We start from the raw sequence: 15,782 nt of genomic DNA, 5'->3' as shown, positions 1-15,782 counted from the left end.
TCTTGATTATTCATTTGCTATATCACGCAAATGAACACGGAATAACAAAAAGAAAAAGCCGTACTATTTTGCAATAATACGGCTTTTCTAAACCAGAAATCAGCTAATCGCCAAATTAAACCGAGCCGGCAAATTACGCCAGGTTGGCATTGATGTAATCAATAGCCAATTGAACGGTAGTGATTTTCTCGGCTTCTTCATCAGGGATTTCAGTTTCGAATTCTTCTTCGAGAGCCATTACCAACTCTACGGTATCCAAAGAATCAGCGCCCAGATCTTCGACGAAAGAAGCTTCATTTTTAACTTCGTCTTCTTTCACACCCAGTTGCTCAGCAACGATCTTTTTTACGCGTTCTTCAATGCTACTCATGATGTTATGTAACTCCTAGTGGTTATGTATTCGAAACACCTGACAATTCAAACCAAACTTATCAAGTCTGGCGTTCCGCTCAAAATCGTCGCGCATTTTACATCGATTTTAAGATTGTTGTAATGCCAAGTGCTAAATTTCTTTAAAAATTAGAAAATAACCTTTAAAAAACAAAAGGTTATAATAAAAAATTACGACATATACATGCCGCCATTGACATGAATTGTCTCTCCGCTGATGTACCCACCTGCGTCACTCGCCAGAAAAACGACCACGGAAGCAATCTCCTCAGGAGCACCAAGGCGCCCCAATGGAATGCGTGACAATAGCTGTTGTTTTTGCTCTTCAGGCAATACTTTGGTCATGTCTGTATCAATAAAACCCGGCGCCACAGTATTAACAGTGATATTACGTGAGCCCACCTCAGCTGCCAGAGAGCGAGCAAAACCCGATACACCAGCTTTGGTCGCTGCGTAGTTGGATTGCCCGGGGTTACCCATAGCTCCCACTACGGAACTGATATTAATGATACGACCCCAGCGAGCTTTCATCATGCCACGCAATACGCCTTTACTCAGGCGATAGATAGAGCTGAGATTGGTATTGATAACATCAAACCATTCCTCATCACTCATCCGCATCAACAGATTGTCTTTAGTGATTCCTGCATTGTTAACCAAAATCGCTGGTGCACCGAACTCCTCACCCACCTCTTTTAACAATGCGGCAACCGAGTCCGCATCGGTAACGTTCAATACCTTACCGGCACCGCGAACACCCAATTCGGCAAAGCGCGCAGTGATTTTTTCCGCGCCAGAAACGCTTGTCGCGGTACCAATCACAACAGCGCCCGCTTTGCCTAATTGCTCCGCAATAGCAGCTCCAATACCGCGACTGGCACCAGTCACCAATGCAACCTTATCATTTAGATTCATCATTATGTCTTCCTGAAAAAAATCAGTTCAATTTGTCGGTGAAAATTATTCAATCATCGCCAGTGCGACACTCAATTCTTCAGGCTTTTCGACGGAGACCGTGCTTAGCTCTGAATTGATACGCTTATTTAGACCAGATAATACCCTGCCTGGGCCGCACTCTAGTGTCAGCGAAACCCCTTTGGATGCAAGTGTATTAACGCACTCCACCCAACGAACAGGACTAAAGATTTGCTCAATCATTAATGCTTTAATTTTTTCCGGATTCATTTCAACCTCTGCTGTAACGTTATGAACAACAGGAATAGTTGGAATAGTAAAACTAGTGGCAGTAATTTGTTCAGCCAAACGTTCCGCGGCAGGACGCATCAACTCCGTATGAAACGGTGCACTTACAGGCAAAGGCAAAGCACGCTTCGCACCCGCCTCTTTACACAATATGCTCGCGCGCTCAACAGCCGCAACGGCGCCTGCAATAACCACCTGACCCGGCGAGTTAAAGTTCACCGCAGAAACGACTTCACCCTGCTCTGCTTTTTTACAAGCGTCAACAATGAGCGCATCATCCAGCCCGATAATGGCCGCCATAGCCCCTTGCCCCGCGGGAACAGCTTCCTGCATAAACTTACCGCGCTGCTGCACAAGCTTAACCGCATCTTTAAATGCAACTACCCCGGCACATACCAGTGCAGACCACTCACCCAAACTATGTCCCGCCATAAATGCAGGTTGAGCGCCGCTCTTTTGTTGCCAAACCCGATATACAGCGACACTTGCTGCCAACAATAAAGGTTGCGTACGCTCAGTTAAATTAATGTCTTCTTGTGCACCAGTTTGCACCAATGCCCACAAGTCATATCCCAATACCTCAGAAGCCTCAGCGAACGTTTTCTGCACTACTGGGAACTCTGCAGCCAATTCAGCCAGCATGCCAATTTTTTGAGATCCTTGACCAGGAAAAACAAAAGCAAGATGTTGAGTAGTCATAGTAATTAACGATTCTCTTTTATCACTAACAATTAATTGAGTTGAAATTCTTTTTGAATTAATAGAGGAATTTGCCGGACAACCTGTTCACGAGCAACAATTAACGCCTGCAAAAAAGCATTTATATTTGCATTGCCGTGACTTTTTATTACGGGCTTTTGCAACCCCAAAAGACTAGCACCATTGTATGAGGAGGGGTCTAATTCTCGTCGCATTTGGCGCAGTAGCGGCCACGCAAGAGTCGATAAAAATTTATTCAGCGCATTTTTATGTGCAATTTTAAACATTTTTTCCTGGGCAAATCGCGCAACTCCCTCACTGGCTTTGAGTGCGATATTGCCATGAAAGCCATCACAAACAATCACATCGACCACACCAGAAAAAATTGCACTCGCCTCTACAAACCCTGAATAATTTATACGCGAATCATTAATCATAAGCTGCCGCGCCAGTTGCAATACCTCAGTACCTTTCTGCTCTTCCGAACCGATATTAAGCAATGCAACACGTGGCGACACAACACCACCCGCTTTGGATAACACATTTCCCATTTGCGCAAACTGATGCAACTGCCCCGCAGTGCAATTAATATTGGCACCGAGATCCAGCATATAGGTTAAGCCCATATCAACCGGCATAGGCTTACAAATTGCTGGACGATCCACCCCAGGAAATGTTTTTACCAGAAACTTACTCATCGCCAGCAATGCACCGGTGTTGCCTGCGCTGACGCAGGCATCAACCTTACCGCCACGCAACTGCTCTAAAGATAGCCACATTGATGAGCCTTTCTTATGGCGCAATGCAAACAAGGGATCATCGCTCATAGCAACAACCTCGGCAGCATGAAGCACCGATAAGCGAGCACTATAGCTTTTATGTTTTGAAACAGAAGGAAGGAGCAGTGATTCATTACCGACAAGCAACAAATCTACATCGGGGTACTGAGCCACAAAAAGTTGTGCTGCAGAAATAGCAACGCGGGGACCTAAGTCCCCGCTCATAGCGTCAATCGCTATTCGAATTCTTGCCGACAAGGTACAGTCGTCTTGAGTAAAAAACTACTCGTCGTTGCCTTTATCAATCACTTTACGGCCGCGATAGAAACCGTCAGCAGTCACGTGGTGACGCAGGTGTTTCTCACCGCTGGTAGCGTCAACTGACAAGGTTGGGCCAGTCAAGGCATCGTGTGAACGACGCATGTCGCGCTTTGAACGAGATTTTTTGTTTTGTTGAACTGCCATGGTTTGCTCCTATTTACTTACTCGTTGGAACCGAGGCGCCTCAGGGTTTCGGCGAGCTCTTTAATTGTTCCAACACCTGAAATGGGTTTTTCTCTCTTTTTACCTCTACCGGTTTGCCACTTGAATAAAGCTTGCTATCGATGCAAGGTTCTTCGTGATAAGCAACGGCAGGTAAACTTAACAGCAGTTCCTCTTCGATCATCTCGTAGAGATCTGCCATTCCCTCAGCCGCAATCCAAGGCTCAAAGTGTGGTGGCAGTTTATTTGCCCCTTCTTCGTCCCATACAATTCCGAGTGAGATATCGCTTTGAACAGGAACTGTTACTGGTTCCAAGCAACGCTGACAGATTAACGATAAATCAGCATGCGCAGTTCCAACAACAACCTTTTTCTTCTCCTCGCTAATTTTAAATTCAAGTTTTACCTGAATCTCTCCACCTGTGCTTTCTGTAGCCTCAGTAACGCGAGGCAGGTCAGAAACAGCAATGCAACCCTCTAGAACAACGCCATGTTGAGCGAATTTCCGAGGATCACCCTGCCGTGGCAGAACTTTATTAGGAGGGGTCTTAATCATAAGCGCGCCATAATAGGGATATCGCCCTGCAGTGTCAAAGAAAAACTGGTTAAATAGCGCTATTTAGTGGCTTGAGAGTAGAATTGCACCCTTATTTAGCGTTTCATCACTCTTAAAGTGCAGCCATTTCATGACATACCCAAAGATACTGCTCGCATCAAGCTCCATCTATCGCCGTCAGTTATTACAAAAACTGAGGCTAACCTTCGACTGGGCAAGCCCGGATATAGATGAAAGCCACCAACCAGGAGAAAGCCCCGCGCAACTAGTGTGCAGGCTCGCTGAAACCAAAGCTCGCCACCTTGCCAGCACCTATCCAAACCACTTGATTATCGGATCGGATCAAGTAGCAACAATCGACAACCGCATCCTCGGCAAACCCTATACCCATTCAAATGCGGTTATCCAACTCAGAAATTTTCGCCAACGCGAAGTCACCTTTTTGACGGGCCTGTGCCTACTCAACCCAACAACAAACCGCACCCAAACTAGTGTTGAAACCTATAAAGTCCGGTTTCGCAACTTGTCTGATGAGCAAATAGAAAACTACCTGCAGCGCGAGCAACCCTACGATTGCGCCGGCAGTTTTAAATCGGAAGGATTAGGGATTTGCTTGTTTGAACAACTTGCAGGTGATGACCCAAATACACTGACAGGCCTGCCACTGATTGCCCTCACCCAAATGCTTGCCAAAGAAGGAGTGGATCCACTCAATCAGCCAACCAGTTTTTCCCACGCAAGCAATTGATCAAACCGATTTAAACACAGCTCAGGCTGATAGCTGTGCAAGCGGTCAATATGATGCGCACCGTAGCTGACCGCAATACGGGGCATATGAATGCGACGCGCCATTTCCATATCGTATTCAGTATCACCTATCATCACCGCCGCGCCCGCTGCCACACCAAACTCATTCAGCAGCTCTTCCAGCATTAAAGGATCAGGCTTGGAGGCTGTCTCGTCGGCGCAGCGGGTAGCATGAAAAAAATCAGCCACACCCAGAACACCAAAGATGCGATCCAATCCCTTACGGCTTTTTCCCGTGGCAATAGTCAATGTATGTCCATCAGCCTTAAGACGATGCAGAGTATCCATCACCCCAGGGAAAAAATCGGATGGACGAGCCTCATCAAGTGATAAAAAATGGGTCGCATAGGCATCGCGCAAACGCTGACGCCCAGGCAAATCAACTTCGGGATACAAGCGATGAATGGCTTCCGGCAATCCCAGCCCAATAATATTATGGATATGGTGATCAGCTAGCGGCACCCACCCCATATCCTGCGCAGCAAGCTGCATAGCTTTGGTAATTTTGGCTTTTGAATCACTAAGGGTGCCATCCCAATCAAAAATAAACAGCAATTATTCTCTCCAAAACACAAGCTAGCTAGCAGCAGGCAATTTTCCCAAAGGGATGGCCAAATCAGGCGGCAAAGGAGCATCGACGCGAGTAATCACGTCAGACTCAGGCAAATAAAATGAGAGCGAAGAAGCATGCAAAAATAAGCGCTTTATACCCTGCCCGCGCATTGCTTCGTTGACCTCATCATTACCATACTTTTCATCCCCCACCAGCGCACAACCCGTATACTGTGCATGCACCCGAATTTGATGGGTCCGACCAGTAATCGGCCGCGCCTCAATCAAACTAAAACCATCAAAACGCTGCAACAGCTTAAACTCAGTCAAGCTGGGCTTACCCTCAGAGTGAATACGCACCACCCGCTCACCACCCGCCACTTCGGTTTTTAACAAAGGAGCATTAACTTGATGGACACGCTTGGGCCAATCACCAATCACCAACGCTTGATACACCTTGGTAATACCGCCAGCACCCGCGGACTTTTCACGCAAGGCAGCTTGCAAATGACGCAAATAGCTGCGCTTTTTAGCCACCATAATGCAACCTGATGTATCGCGATCAAGGCGATGCACTAACTCCAGATGACGCGCCTCAGGGCGCATTTGACGCAGAGTTTCAATCAAACCGAGCGTAATACCGCTACCGCCGTGCACCGCCAAGCCGGGCGGCTTATTAATAACCAATAAGCCATCATCCTCAAACAAAATTGACCTGGATAACAGCGACATCATTTGATGGCTAGCTTTCGCCTCTGTCCCAGCTTCAGCAGTCCTGATCGGAGGAACCCTGATCGAGTCACCCGCCATTAATTTATACTCAGGCTTTATCCTTCCTTTATTAACTCGCACCTCACCCTTGCGAATCACATTGTAAATTTTCGATTTAGGCACCCCCTTAAGGCGCGCGATCAAGAAGTTATCGAGCCGCTGGCCCGCCTGATCTTCATCGATAGAAATGATCATCACCTGAGCGAAGGAAGAGTTTTCTACAGCTTGAACAGTATTTTCAGTGGATATTTTCATAGTCGCCATAATACTCGATACCATCAGATAACCGAACCCAGCGTCCCCTAAGCAAAGCTAAAAACTTATGTAAATCACTGATTTCATTGCCGCATATAGGTAGAACTGCTATATTCAGACAGCTGATACAGGCTGGTTTCCGGATCGCGCGCAAAAGACAGGCGCATCACTAGGAAATACCGCTGACAGCAAGAGCGCCTGCTTATGCGCACACTAAAGCCTAAAGCTCCCGCTCTTGAAGACACTGACAACGGTAGAATGTAAGCCATGCTTGCTAACTACCCTAACAATTGCGTCAACCAATGTTGCACTCATTGTTAACACAGTTTTTGTTTTGTTGAACTCAAGAAAGCTCTATTTGTAAGATCCGGATAACAGCGTCGCACGCGTCGCAAAACATTGTCCGATGCTATTTTGCAGGTTGCAAATTTAATCCTGTGGCTTAATTGTTAAAGCTAACCGCATGATTGAGAGACCAATGTAATGATCAATTATCTTTACGACTGACACTCAATCAAGCCAGATTATAAATGAACAACCCGGTCACCCCAGGATGGATTCACCTGACCGACAACCACAATAAGCACTACAAGTAGGAGCGCCGGAACCCCCGGCGCGAATGAATGAGCCAAATGGGCCATCTGATTAGTAAAGGCTTGTTATTGCAGTCGCTGCAAAGCGATAACACTGCTTAAGCCGACAGGTAAAACCCACCAACCGCTAATGCGAGCCCTATCAACCGGGTAGCGCATTAGTCCACAAGGTTGCGCAAAACATCACCTATGTTGACCTTGATTGTCACGTCAGTCAGACGCTCACAGACAATTAGGTAACACATGAAAAGAATGCTCATCAATGCAACTCAACCCGAAGAGTTGCGCGTAGCGCTGGTAGATGGCCAATGGCTTTATGATCTGGACATCGAAAACCGCAACCGCGAACAAAAAAAATCCAACATTTATAAAGGGCGCATCACCCGCGTAGAGCCAAGCCTCGAAGCAGCTTTTGTTGACTACGGCGCGGAACGCCATGGTTTCCTGCCACTAAAAGAAATCTCCCGCGAATATTTCACCAAAAATCCCGGCGACTCAGATGGTCGCATCAAAATTAAAGATGTGCTGAAAGAAGGCACTGAAGTTATTGTGCAAATCGATAAAGAAGAGCGCGGCAATAAAGGCGCCGCCCTCACCACCTTTATCAGCCTCGCCGGCCGCTATCTGGTATTGATGCCCAACAACCCAAGAGCTGGTGGTATTTCACGCCGTATTGAAGGTGAAGATCGCGCCGAATTGAAAGATGCACTTGGCGAAGTAGAAGTGCCTAACGGCATGGGCGTAATCATCCGTACCGCCGGTGTGGGCCGCAGCTCTGAAGAATTACAGTGGGACCTCAATTACCTGCTTCAATTGTGGGAGTCCATAGCAACAGCCGCAAAAACCTCCCCTGCCCCAGCTTTTTTGTTTCAGGAAAGTAACGTTATTATCCGCGCAATCCGCGATTACTTACGCCAGGACGTCGGTGAAGTAATTGTCGACAATCAAGAAGCATTTGACCTTGCAGCAGGATTCATTCAACAGGTAATGCCGAATTATCGCAGCAAAGTAAAGCTGTACAAAGATGATATCCCCCTATTCAATCGCTACCAGATTGAATCTCAAATTGAGACCGCCTTTCAACGCGAAGTTAAATTGCCATCTGGCGGTTCGATTGTTATCGATGCAACAGAAGCGCTTGTTGCCATCGACATCAACTCCTCGCGCGCCACAAAAGGCGGCGACATCGAAGAAACCGCACTGCAAACCAATCTGGAAGCAGCAGATGAAATCGCACGCCAGTTGCGCTTACGCGACATGGGCGGCCTGATTGTTATCGACTTCATCGATATGCAACCCGTGCGTAATCAGCGCGAAGTTGAAAACCGTGTACGCGATGCCCTGATGATGGATAGAGCACGCGTACAAATTGGTCGCATTTCACGCTTTGGCCTGATGGAAATGTCTCGACAACGCCTGCGCCCATCACTCGGCGAAACTCACTCAAAAATTTGCCCTCGCTGTGATGGCGTAGGCAGCATTCGCGGCACCCGCTCACTTGCGCTATCAATCCTTCGCTTAGTGGAAGATGAAGCACAAAAAGAACGTAGCGCAGAAATTCGTGCTATCTGCCCTGTATCAGTTGCCACATATCTATTGAATGAAAAACGAAAAACCATCTCCAGTATTGAAGCGCGCAACAATACCCGTGTTGTGATAGTGCCAAGCGCTGAATTGATGACACCACATTTTGAAGTCCAACGCCTGCGCGACGACGACGAAGGAACCTTGGAAACAAGCTATAAAATAGTTGCGCACACTGACGAAGCAAAAGCCGACGAAGAAGACTTTAAGGCAAAACCCATTAATGCGCCCAAACCCTTAGTACAGCCGAGCAGCCCAAGTCAGCCAGCACCGGAGCCAGCCAAAAAACCAGGCCTTTTGTCACGTTTGTTTAGCTCAATTGGCAACATTTTTAGCGGCGAGAAAAATGAAGAAAGCAAAGGAAAGCGCGAGCACAAGCGCGATGGCCGTCGAAACCCCAGCCGAAATAATCGTCGCGATGGCCGTAACAACCGCCGCGATAAAGACCGCAAAGAAGACCGCGAGATCTTGGACAATCTGGAACACCGCAACGCCGGCGAAATAAAACCAGCGCGCGAGCAAGATAAGCGCGACAACAACAAAGACACCGATAAGCGTGAGGGTATTACTCGGGAGTCAAATGGCGAACAACGTCGCCCACGCAATAATCGCGATCAACAGCGCGATCCAGCACGTGAACAACAAGCTGGTGATGAAGAGCAGCGCCAACCACGCAACCGCAATCAGCGCCCGGAGCGGGAGAATCGTCGCCCACAGATTCGCGAGGAGGCTGTAGCCGCAAGCGAGACCGTACTTATAGACACTCAAGATGGCTTGGATGAAGGCGATGATCAGCGCCCCTCAAAGCGTCCGGCTGGACGTCGAACTCGCTCCCAGCAACGTCGGCGCTCACGCAACCATGACACCGAAAGCTCACCAATCAGTTCAGATGCAGAGCAAACTCAAGCAAACGAACCGAAGGTATTAAGTGAATCAGCTCAACTGGCACAGCAGATATCCGCAGCTATCGCCGAACACGCACAGCAGAAGCCCCAAGAGCCTGAAGGGCAAACAGCGGCTACAACTGATGACGATGCAAACATTGAATTGCCAGCATCAACACATCAGGAGGCAACTATTGCAGCTCCACTTAAAACTGCGGAGCAAGAAGTAGCTACAATTGAGAAACCTCAAGCAACAATTGATAGCGCACCTCTTGATATTGAAGAAACCGGAGAAACTCCCGACGCAGCAATCAAACAAAAAACTGCTCCCGAAGGCGAAACAAATGCCAACGAAGCAGAGACACAGATTGCAGCTCAAGCCGAAAATACTGCAACCCCAATTCGCGCAAGCAATGACCCAAGAAAAGCACCGAAACCAGTTGCTCAGGTTAATATTATTACCGAAACAATTGAGGCACCAATTTCACGTGCATTGGACACTAGCCTGCCCCCGAGCGTGGATCATAATCCCCGACCACTAAACAGACCCTCAAATGACCCAAGATTGAATAAACGCAACAACTCGGAACAATAACTTTCGCCGCAAAAACTGAAAAGCCGAATTGGAAACAATTCGGCTTTTTTATGATCAACTAAAAAATTAAAAATAATTACATTTAATATCAAACCATAAAATTTTAAAGTTTTCTCTTGCCCAAAAGTAAAACCTAGGTATAATTTGCGCCACTCGGAAGGGTGGCAGAGTGGTTTAATGCACCGGTCTTGAAAACCGGCGTAGGTGCGAGCCTACCCAGGGTTCAAATCCCTGCCCTTCCGCCATACATTAAAAAGGCGCTAGAGAGATCTAGCGCCTTTTTTATTTTGTATGTCCCGTCAATCGAAACCATTCGCCATCCTGGCAGTCAAAGAGGAACCACTGAAGCCTCAGCCATAACCTCGATAATTAATCTTGAATACTTGGCTTTATAGCCGGTAGTTTGTATTATCAAAATCAGGTAAACGAAAATTGATGCACTTAAACGGAGATAAACATGCAAGAAGTTTATAGCACCAAAGCAAGTCACTCGGTAAGCCAAGTAGAATCAAGTAAAGTGTTGCGCAATACTTACATGCTTCTTGGCATGACATTGGCTTTTAGCGCGGTTACCGCTGCAATCTCAATGGCAGCAGGACTTGGGCATGGCGCAGGACTTATCATGAGCCTTGTAGCAATGGGGCTAATTTGGTTCGTATTACCAAGAACAGCCAATTCCTCAACAGGTCTTCTGGTGGTATTTGCTTTTACTGGATTGATAGGCGCCGGTCTCGGCCCAATATTAAATAAATACCTAAGTATGACCAACGGTTCGACAATCATAATGCAAGCTCTCGGAGGCACAGCAGTTGTATTTGTTAGCCTTTCAGCCTATGTATTGACCACACGTAAAAACTTTAATTTCCTCGGCGGATTTGTTGCCGTTGGCATGATATTGATGTTAGTTATTATGCTATTCCTGATTGGAGCCTCATTTTTTGGCTACCAGTTTTCAGGTCTACACTTGGCATTCTCAGCAGGCATTGTTCTTTTAATGTCAGCATTAATCCTTTATCAAACAAGCGAAATTATTCATGGCGGAGAGAGCAACTATATTCTCGCCACAACCAGTCTGTACTTGTCGATCATTAACTTATTTACCAGCTTATTACATCTTCTCGGTATATCTAGCGACGAGTAAACCTCCAACTATTTCGCTAGGGGCTCCTTAATGGAGCCCTATTTTTTTGATGGCATGAATAATTTATGATTTTTTCCCTAGCTGTATACGCCCCACCTTACTCATCGCAGGCCAGTCATACAGCCTACGAGTTTGCAAAAGCACTTCTCCACAAAGGCCACACACTGCACAGAATTTTCTTTTATCACGATGGTGTGCACAATGCATCTTCATTAGGAACACCACCTCAGGATGAATTTGACCTATACCAAGCATGGCACAACCTCGCCCAACAATATGACTTGGTTATTTGTATAGCTGCCGCCCTAAAACGAGGAATATTGAATAGCGAAGAAGCTTTGCGTTATAACAAGCCAGCACACAACATAAACAATAGTTATTCAATTAGCGGATTAGGACAACTGGTAGACGCCACAATAACATCTGATCGCGTTATTACTTTTGGGTAAAAACCCTATGAAAAAAAAATTACTGGTTATCAGTCGTCGCGCACCCTATGGCACCAGTCTGGCCCGTGAGGCACTTGATGTGACCCTCGCCGCATCCGTTTATGATCAAGATATTGGCATGTTGTTTATGGATGATGGAGTATTTCAACTTATTAAAAATCAAAACCCGGAAGAAATCACTCAAAAAAATCTTTCGGCCACACTTTCCGCCTTATCACTTTACGGTGTTGATAATATTTATGCACATAAGGATTCATTAGAAGATCGAGATCTTAAAATCAATGAACTTATTTGGGATGACATCAAAATCTTGACAAGCGAAGATGTAAAAAACCTATTAGACCAACAAGATCATCTACTGAGTTTTTAGCATGAGTACGCTGCACACAATCAATAAATCCCCTTATTCAAATAGCTCCCTATCATCTTGCATAAAGGTATGCTCAACATCTGATGCAATTTTATTGTTAGAGGATGGGGTATTTGGCGCAATTAAATCAGCACCAGACTCCGTACAACTACAAGAGTTAATTCTCTTGGGAGTCCGCGTATTTGCAATTAGCGCTGATGTTAAAGCTCGTGGATTAACAGAAAAACTGATGACATCCGTTGAACTGATTGATTACGACAGTTTTGTTCAACTAACCATCGAACACCGCTGCGTTCAGAGCTGGTATTGAGCAATGCACATAACAGTAGATGGTAACCAGATAGCGCTTGATAAAGATGGCTATCTAATCAGTTTGAATGACTGGACTCCAGCTGTTGCAATCCAGCTAGCACTACAAGAAAAAATTGCACTCACAGATGCACACTGGGAAATAATCACTCTGCTGCAATCTTTTTATCAAGAGTATCAAATCTCTCCCGCAATGAGAGCCCTTGTAAAATATACAGAAAAAAATCTGGGCATAGACAAGGGCAAGAGCATTTATTTGCTTGGTCTGTTTCCGCCCAGCCCCGCAAAAATCGCAAGCAAAATTGCCGGCTTACCTCGACCAACCAATTGCCTGTAAAGACCAATTATTCTTTTTTGCTCTCAAAGTAATCTGCTGTCAATTTAATTACTACCGGACTCAGCAAAAGCAAAGAAAACAAGTTTGGTATTGCCATCAGAGCATTGAGTGTATCAGCAAGTAACCATACGAAATCCAAATGAAATACTGCACCTGCAAAAACTGCGAGAACCCACAATATCCTGAAAGGAAATATGGCTTTCTTCCCGGCCAAATACATCCAGCAACGCTCGCCGTAATAACTCCAACCTAGAATAGTAGTGAACGTAAATATAATGAGCGCAAAAGCCAATAAGTAACCACCAATACCGGGTAATGCAGACTCGAAGGCAGAGGAAGACAGACTTGCGCCCCGCGCTCCGCCATCCCATACACCGGTGCAAATGATTACCAGGCCAGTCATGGTACAGATGACAATTGTATCTATGAATGTCCCGGTCATACCAATCAGGCCAGAGCGCACAGGGCTATCAGTTGCCGCCGCTGCCTGTGCGATACCAGCCGTTCCCAACCCAGCCTCATTAGAGAAAATCCCCCTGGCAACGCCGTACTGTATAGCCATCAGTACTGCCGCACCAGCAAAGCCGCCAGTAGCAGCAACAGGAGTAAAAGCGTGTGTAAAAATGAGAGAGAACGCGGCAGGCAATTGAGAGGCATACAAAATAAGTACAGCCAACGACATAATTATGTAACCAATACACATAAAAGGAACTAATGATGCCGCCACTTTTGCAATGCGCTTAATTCCACCCAAAATAACCAGTGCAACCACCACTGTTGTTACCAAACCTGTTACCCACGTCTCTATCCCAAAGGTGACTTTTATTACCTCAGCCATACTATTTGACTGCACCATATTGCCAATCCCAAAACCTGCCAATCCACCAAACACAGCAAACACAAAACCCAACCAATGCCATTTTTTACCTAACCCATTTTTAATGGCGTACATTGGGCCACCACTACACTCTCCTTTTGAATCGACATCTCGGTAATGAACTGCAAGTACTATTTCCGAATACTTGGTTGCCATGCCAACCAAAGCTGTGCACCACATCCAGAAAAGGGCTCCCGGCCCCCCTAAAAAAATAGCGGTTGCGACACCGGCAATATTTCCAGTGCCTACAGTTGCAGACAATCCAGTCATGAGTGCCTGAAAAGAACTAACATGGCCCTGTGCCCCAACATCCTTTGAGCGTCCTTGCCACATCAAACAAAATCCCAAGACGATTCGACGGATAGGCATTCCCCTCAACATCACCATCAAAAACAAACCGGTTCCGAGAATAAGTACCAACATGGGCACACCCCAGACCAAATTGTTTAATTCCGTCACAAGCTTATGGATGTAATCCATCAATATCACCCCCAGAAAAAGCATAAAAAAAAAGGGGCCTAAGCCCCTTTTTAGAATCGCAGGATTTACGCTGCTTCAATTGTTTTGATGGTACCTTTTGGAAGCACGGCATGCACAGCAACTTTCTGAAACTTAAGCTCCACATTATTGCCAGTTTCAAGGACAACATAGTTTTCATCGACTTTGATAATTTTACCCAACATTCCACTTGTCATGATTACCTCATCACCTTTAGCCAAGGCAGCAACGAGATTCTGATGCTCCTTTTGGCGCTTACGCTGAGGGCGAATAATGAGTAAATACATAAATAAAAACATGCCGCCGAACATAAGCAAAGTAATCATTGGATTACCTTGTGGGGCAGGAGCAGCTTCAGCTTGGGCCATCGCAGATGCTATAAAGAAACTCATGAAACTAACCTCAAAGAATAAAGAGCGCTAACTTTACCTGTTTTGAAACATACAGGCAATTAGCGCCCCCTAAATCAGAGGCAGAGGAAGGGATGGAAAGAATCAAGCGTAATCGCGAAATAGCTTTCTGAAAACGCTCGGAGAAAGCCCCGTCCAACGCTTAAAAGCATTGGTAAAACTAGTTCTATCCGAAAAATCCAACGCCTTTGAGACATTGTCAACGCTCATATGCTCATCTATCAGATACTTAATTGCATAATGAAAACGCAAAGCGTCTCTGATTTGAGCGAAGTTAGCGTTTTGGTTTTGAAGTCGCCGCTGCAAAGTGCGTTTTGATAACTTTAAATCCTCTGCAATTCGGTCAATTGATAAATCCTCTCGACCAACACGCTGCTTCAAAGAGTCAATAACTCTGGCAGATACCCCCTCAAAGCGAGGGATTTCGGCAAGAGACAGATACTCTTCGTAGGATCTTACATCAGATCCAATAAAGGAGTTTTCTGAAGAACCTTCGTTGTTTCGGTAAATTCGCTGTAATTGAATCATCCAGGCGTCTCCTTTGCCAATTAAGGGCAGTTATAGAATTAAGGAGTGTCACTTCTCAGCCAAACCAAAGCCAATAGTATCGATATCATCCTTTTGTCAATCAAGCCACACTCGACATGGACGATTATAGTCTATATCCATTTACAACAAAGAGAAATGCGTACAATTTTCACATACAGATATTTTTTATATCACATTTTAATATAAAAGGATAATTTAAATGCCATTTCGCAGTATCGCGAGTACATCCTGATCATGAGTCTTGGTATTTACCTTATCAAGCACGTGAGATATACGCCCTTCTTTGTTGATAATAAAGCTGGTACGAACAACCCCCATAAACTCTTTACCCATAAATTTCTTGAGTGCCCAAACGCCGTAAGTTTCAGCAACAGAGTGATCTTCATCCGCCAGTAAATCAAAATTCAAATCATATTTATCAATAAATTTGGTCAGCTTCGCAGGAGAGTCAGGGCTTACACCCAACACAATAGTATCTAGCTTTTCGAATTCACTTCGTGATTCCTTGATACCACAAGCTTGAACAGTACAACCAGGTGTTGATGCTTTAGGATAAAAATATAAAACAATGTTTTTTTTACCTTTAAAGTCTTTTAGTGAAACCTTTTCACCATTTTGGTTCTGCAATGAAAACGTCGGGGCTAAATTACCGATTTTAGGGAAGCTCATAAAAACAAACCTTAGATAAAAA

19 protein-coding genes and 1 tRNA gene are annotated in these 15,782 nt (G+C 45.5%); 8 read left to right on the top strand and 12 right to left on the bottom strand.

The window, feature by feature from the left end; all coding sequences use genetic code 11:
- Positions 1–133: 133 nt before the first annotated feature.
- From acpP to D0B88_RS12195, 6 genes are all read right to left on the bottom strand, one after another.
- Positions 134–370, bottom strand: coding sequence for an acyl carrier protein (gene acpP / locus D0B88_RS12220; protein ID WP_007640684.1), 237 nt, complete (start codon positions 368–370; stop codon positions 134–136).
- A gap of 191 nt (positions 371–561) precedes the next feature.
- Positions 562–1,305 (bottom strand): 3-oxoacyl-ACP reductase FabG, encoded by a 744-nt coding sequence (gene fabG, locus D0B88_RS12215; RefSeq protein WP_040391896.1) that lies wholly within the window; start codon positions 1,303–1,305, stop codon positions 562–564.
- Between the two features lie 45 nt (positions 1,306–1,350).
- Positions 1,351–2,292 carry an ACP S-malonyltransferase gene (gene fabD, locus D0B88_RS12210; protein WP_151057487.1) on the bottom strand — a complete coding sequence of 314 codons (942 nt, stop codon included), beginning with the start codon at positions 2,290–2,292 and terminating at the stop codon, positions 1,351–1,353.
- 32 nt (positions 2,293–2,324) lie between these two features.
- Positions 2,325–3,329 carry a phosphate acyltransferase PlsX gene (gene plsX / locus D0B88_RS12205; RefSeq protein ID WP_151057485.1) on the bottom strand — a complete coding sequence of 335 codons (1,005 nt, stop codon included), beginning with the start codon at positions 3,327–3,329 and terminating at the stop codon, positions 2,325–2,327.
- A gap of 24 nt (positions 3,330–3,353) precedes the next feature.
- The gene (gene rpmF, locus D0B88_RS12200) at positions 3,354–3,536 is read right to left on the bottom strand and encodes a 50S ribosomal protein L32 (RefSeq protein ID WP_040391629.1); all 183 of its coding nucleotides are present in this window, start codon (positions 3,534–3,536) and stop codon (positions 3,354–3,356) included.
- A gap of 40 nt (positions 3,537–3,576) precedes the next feature.
- A complete protein-coding gene (locus D0B88_RS12195; protein WP_040391628.1) occupies positions 3,577–4,110 on the bottom strand; it encodes a YceD family protein in 534 nt (177 codons plus the stop codon).
- Between the two features lie 130 nt (positions 4,111–4,240).
- On the opposite strand from D0B88_RS12195, the gene D0B88_RS12190 reads away from it, so the two are divergent.
- On the top strand, positions 4,241–4,858 hold the full coding sequence (locus D0B88_RS12190; RefSeq protein ID WP_151057484.1) for a nucleoside triphosphate pyrophosphatase: 618 nt from the start codon (positions 4,241–4,243) through the stop codon (positions 4,856–4,858).
- Here the strand turns inward: D0B88_RS12190 and D0B88_RS12185 are convergent.
- A complete protein-coding gene (locus D0B88_RS12185; RefSeq protein ID WP_151057481.1) occupies positions 4,825–5,472 on the bottom strand; it encodes an HAD-IA family hydrolase in 648 nt (215 codons plus the stop codon). The two genes, D0B88_RS12190 and D0B88_RS12185, sit on opposite strands and share 34 nt — an antisense overlap.
- A gap of 21 nt (positions 5,473–5,493) precedes the next feature.
- A complete protein-coding gene (rluC, locus tag D0B88_RS12180) occupies positions 5,494–6,495 on the bottom strand; it encodes a 23S rRNA pseudouridine(955/2504/2580) synthase RluC (RefSeq protein WP_370452437.1) in 1,002 nt (333 codons plus the stop codon).
- Between the two features lie 836 nt (positions 6,496–7,331).
- Between rluC and rne the strand changes: the two genes are divergently transcribed.
- The 7 genes from rne to D0B88_RS12145 all read left to right on the top strand — a co-directional run bounded on the left by rne (position 7,332) and on the right by D0B88_RS12145 (position 12,757).
- A complete protein-coding gene (gene rne / locus D0B88_RS12175; protein WP_151057479.1) occupies positions 7,332–10,151 on the top strand; it encodes a ribonuclease E in 2,820 nt (939 codons plus the stop codon).
- Between the two features lie 155 nt (positions 10,152–10,306).
- Positions 10,307–10,396 (top strand) — tRNA-Ser (locus D0B88_RS12170).
- Positions 10,397–10,608: 212 nt separating this feature from the next.
- The gene (locus D0B88_RS12165) at positions 10,609–11,292 is read left to right on the top strand and encodes a Bax inhibitor-1/YccA family protein (protein ID WP_151057477.1); all 684 of its coding nucleotides are present in this window, start codon (positions 10,609–10,611) and stop codon (positions 11,290–11,292) included.
- Positions 11,293–11,357: 65 nt separating this feature from the next.
- On the top strand, positions 11,358–11,741 hold the full coding sequence (tusD, locus tag D0B88_RS12160; protein WP_040391627.1) for a sulfurtransferase complex subunit TusD: 384 nt from the start codon (positions 11,358–11,360) through the stop codon (positions 11,739–11,741).
- Between the two features lie 7 nt (positions 11,742–11,748).
- Positions 11,749–12,111, top strand: a complete 363-nt coding sequence (gene tusC, locus D0B88_RS12155; RefSeq protein ID WP_040391625.1) for a sulfurtransferase complex subunit TusC — start codon at positions 11,749–11,751, stop codon at positions 12,109–12,111.
- Between the two features lies 1 nt (position 12,112).
- Positions 12,113–12,421, top strand: a complete 309-nt coding sequence (gene tusB / locus D0B88_RS12150; protein WP_151057475.1) for a sulfurtransferase complex subunit TusB — start codon at positions 12,113–12,115, stop codon at positions 12,419–12,421.
- Positions 12,422–12,424: 3 nt separating this feature from the next.
- Positions 12,425–12,757, top strand: coding sequence for a TusE/DsrC/DsvC family sulfur relay protein (locus tag D0B88_RS12145; RefSeq protein ID WP_007640647.1), 333 nt, complete (start codon positions 12,425–12,427; stop codon positions 12,755–12,757).
- A 7-nt stretch (positions 12,758–12,764) separates the two neighbouring features.
- Here the strand turns inward: D0B88_RS12145 and D0B88_RS12140 are convergent, their stop codons facing one another.
- The 4 genes from D0B88_RS12140 to bcp form a co-directional block, all read right to left on the bottom strand.
- Positions 12,765–14,114 (bottom strand): sodium:alanine symporter family protein, encoded by a 1,350-nt coding sequence (locus D0B88_RS12140; protein ID WP_151057473.1) that lies wholly within the window; start codon positions 14,112–14,114, stop codon positions 12,765–12,767.
- 65 nt (positions 14,115–14,179) lie between these two features.
- Complete coding sequence (gene yajC, locus D0B88_RS12135; RefSeq protein ID WP_040391622.1) at positions 14,180–14,524, bottom strand: preprotein translocase subunit YajC; 345 nt, start codon at positions 14,522–14,524, stop codon at positions 14,180–14,182.
- A gap of 102 nt (positions 14,525–14,626) precedes the next feature.
- Positions 14,627–15,070, bottom strand: coding sequence for an AraC family transcriptional regulator (locus D0B88_RS12130; RefSeq protein ID WP_040391620.1), 444 nt, complete (start codon positions 15,068–15,070; stop codon positions 14,627–14,629).
- Positions 15,071–15,286: 216 nt separating this feature from the next.
- Positions 15,287–15,760: a thioredoxin-dependent thiol peroxidase gene (gene bcp / locus D0B88_RS12125; protein ID WP_151057471.1), complete on the bottom strand. Its 474-nt coding sequence runs from the start codon at positions 15,758–15,760 to the stop codon at positions 15,287–15,289.
- Positions 15,761–15,782: the final 22 nt, after the last annotated feature.

The sequence above is a fragment of the Cellvibrio sp. KY-YJ-3 genome (genome assembly GCF_008806955.1).
Lineage (GTDB): Bacteria > Pseudomonadota > Gammaproteobacteria > Pseudomonadales > Cellvibrionaceae > Cellvibrio.
This window is presented reverse-complemented; position numbering and strand designations above follow the sequence as displayed.

Bases quoted from the DNA above. Each gene is read 5' to 3' on its own strand.
- acpP (WP_007640684.1), bottom strand. From the start codon at position 370: ATGAGTAGCATTGAAGAACGCGTAAAAAAGATCGTTGCTGAGCAACTG.
- fabG (WP_040391896.1), bottom strand. From the start codon at position 1,305: ATGAATCTAAATGATAAGGTTGCATTGGTGACTGGTGCCAGTCGCGGT.
- fabD (WP_151057487.1), bottom strand. From the start codon at position 2,292: ATGACTACTCAACATCTTGCTTTTGTTTTTCCTGGTCAAGGATCTCAA.
- rpmF (WP_040391629.1), bottom strand. From the start codon at position 3,536: ATGGCAGTTCAACAAAACAAAAAATCTCGTTCAAAGCGCGACATGCGT.
- D0B88_RS12195 (WP_040391628.1), bottom strand. From the start codon at position 4,110: ATGATTAAGACCCCTCCTAATAAAGTTCTGCCACGGCAGGGTGATCCT.
- D0B88_RS12190 (WP_151057484.1), top strand. From the start codon at position 4,241: ATGACATACCCAAAGATACTGCTCGCATCAAGCTCCATCTATCGCCGT.
- rluC (WP_370452437.1), bottom strand. From the start codon at position 6,495: ATGAAAATATCCACTGAAAATACTGTTCAAGCTGTAGAAAACTCTTCC.
- rne (WP_151057479.1), top strand. From the start codon at position 7,332: ATGAAAAGAATGCTCATCAATGCAACTCAACCCGAAGAGTTGCGCGTA.
- D0B88_RS12165 (WP_151057477.1), top strand. From the start codon at position 10,609: ATGCAAGAAGTTTATAGCACCAAAGCAAGTCACTCGGTAAGCCAAGTA.
- tusD (WP_040391627.1), top strand. From the start codon at position 11,358: ATGATTTTTTCCCTAGCTGTATACGCCCCACCTTACTCATCGCAGGCC.
- tusC (WP_040391625.1), top strand. From the start codon at position 11,749: ATGAAAAAAAAATTACTGGTTATCAGTCGTCGCGCACCCTATGGCACC.
- tusB (WP_151057475.1), top strand. From the start codon at position 12,113: ATGAGTACGCTGCACACAATCAATAAATCCCCTTATTCAAATAGCTCC.
- D0B88_RS12145 (WP_007640647.1), top strand. From the start codon at position 12,425: ATGCACATAACAGTAGATGGTAACCAGATAGCGCTTGATAAAGATGGC.
- D0B88_RS12140 (WP_151057473.1), bottom strand. From the start codon at position 14,114: ATGGATTACATCCATAAGCTTGTGACGGAATTAAACAATTTGGTCTGG.
- yajC (WP_040391622.1), bottom strand. From the start codon at position 14,524: ATGAGTTTCTTTATAGCATCTGCGATGGCCCAAGCTGAAGCTGCTCCT.
- D0B88_RS12130 (WP_040391620.1), bottom strand. From the start codon at position 15,070: ATGATTCAATTACAGCGAATTTACCGAAACAACGAAGGTTCTTCAGAA.
- bcp (WP_151057471.1), bottom strand. From the start codon at position 15,760: ATGAGCTTCCCTAAAATCGGTAATTTAGCCCCGACGTTTTCATTGCAG.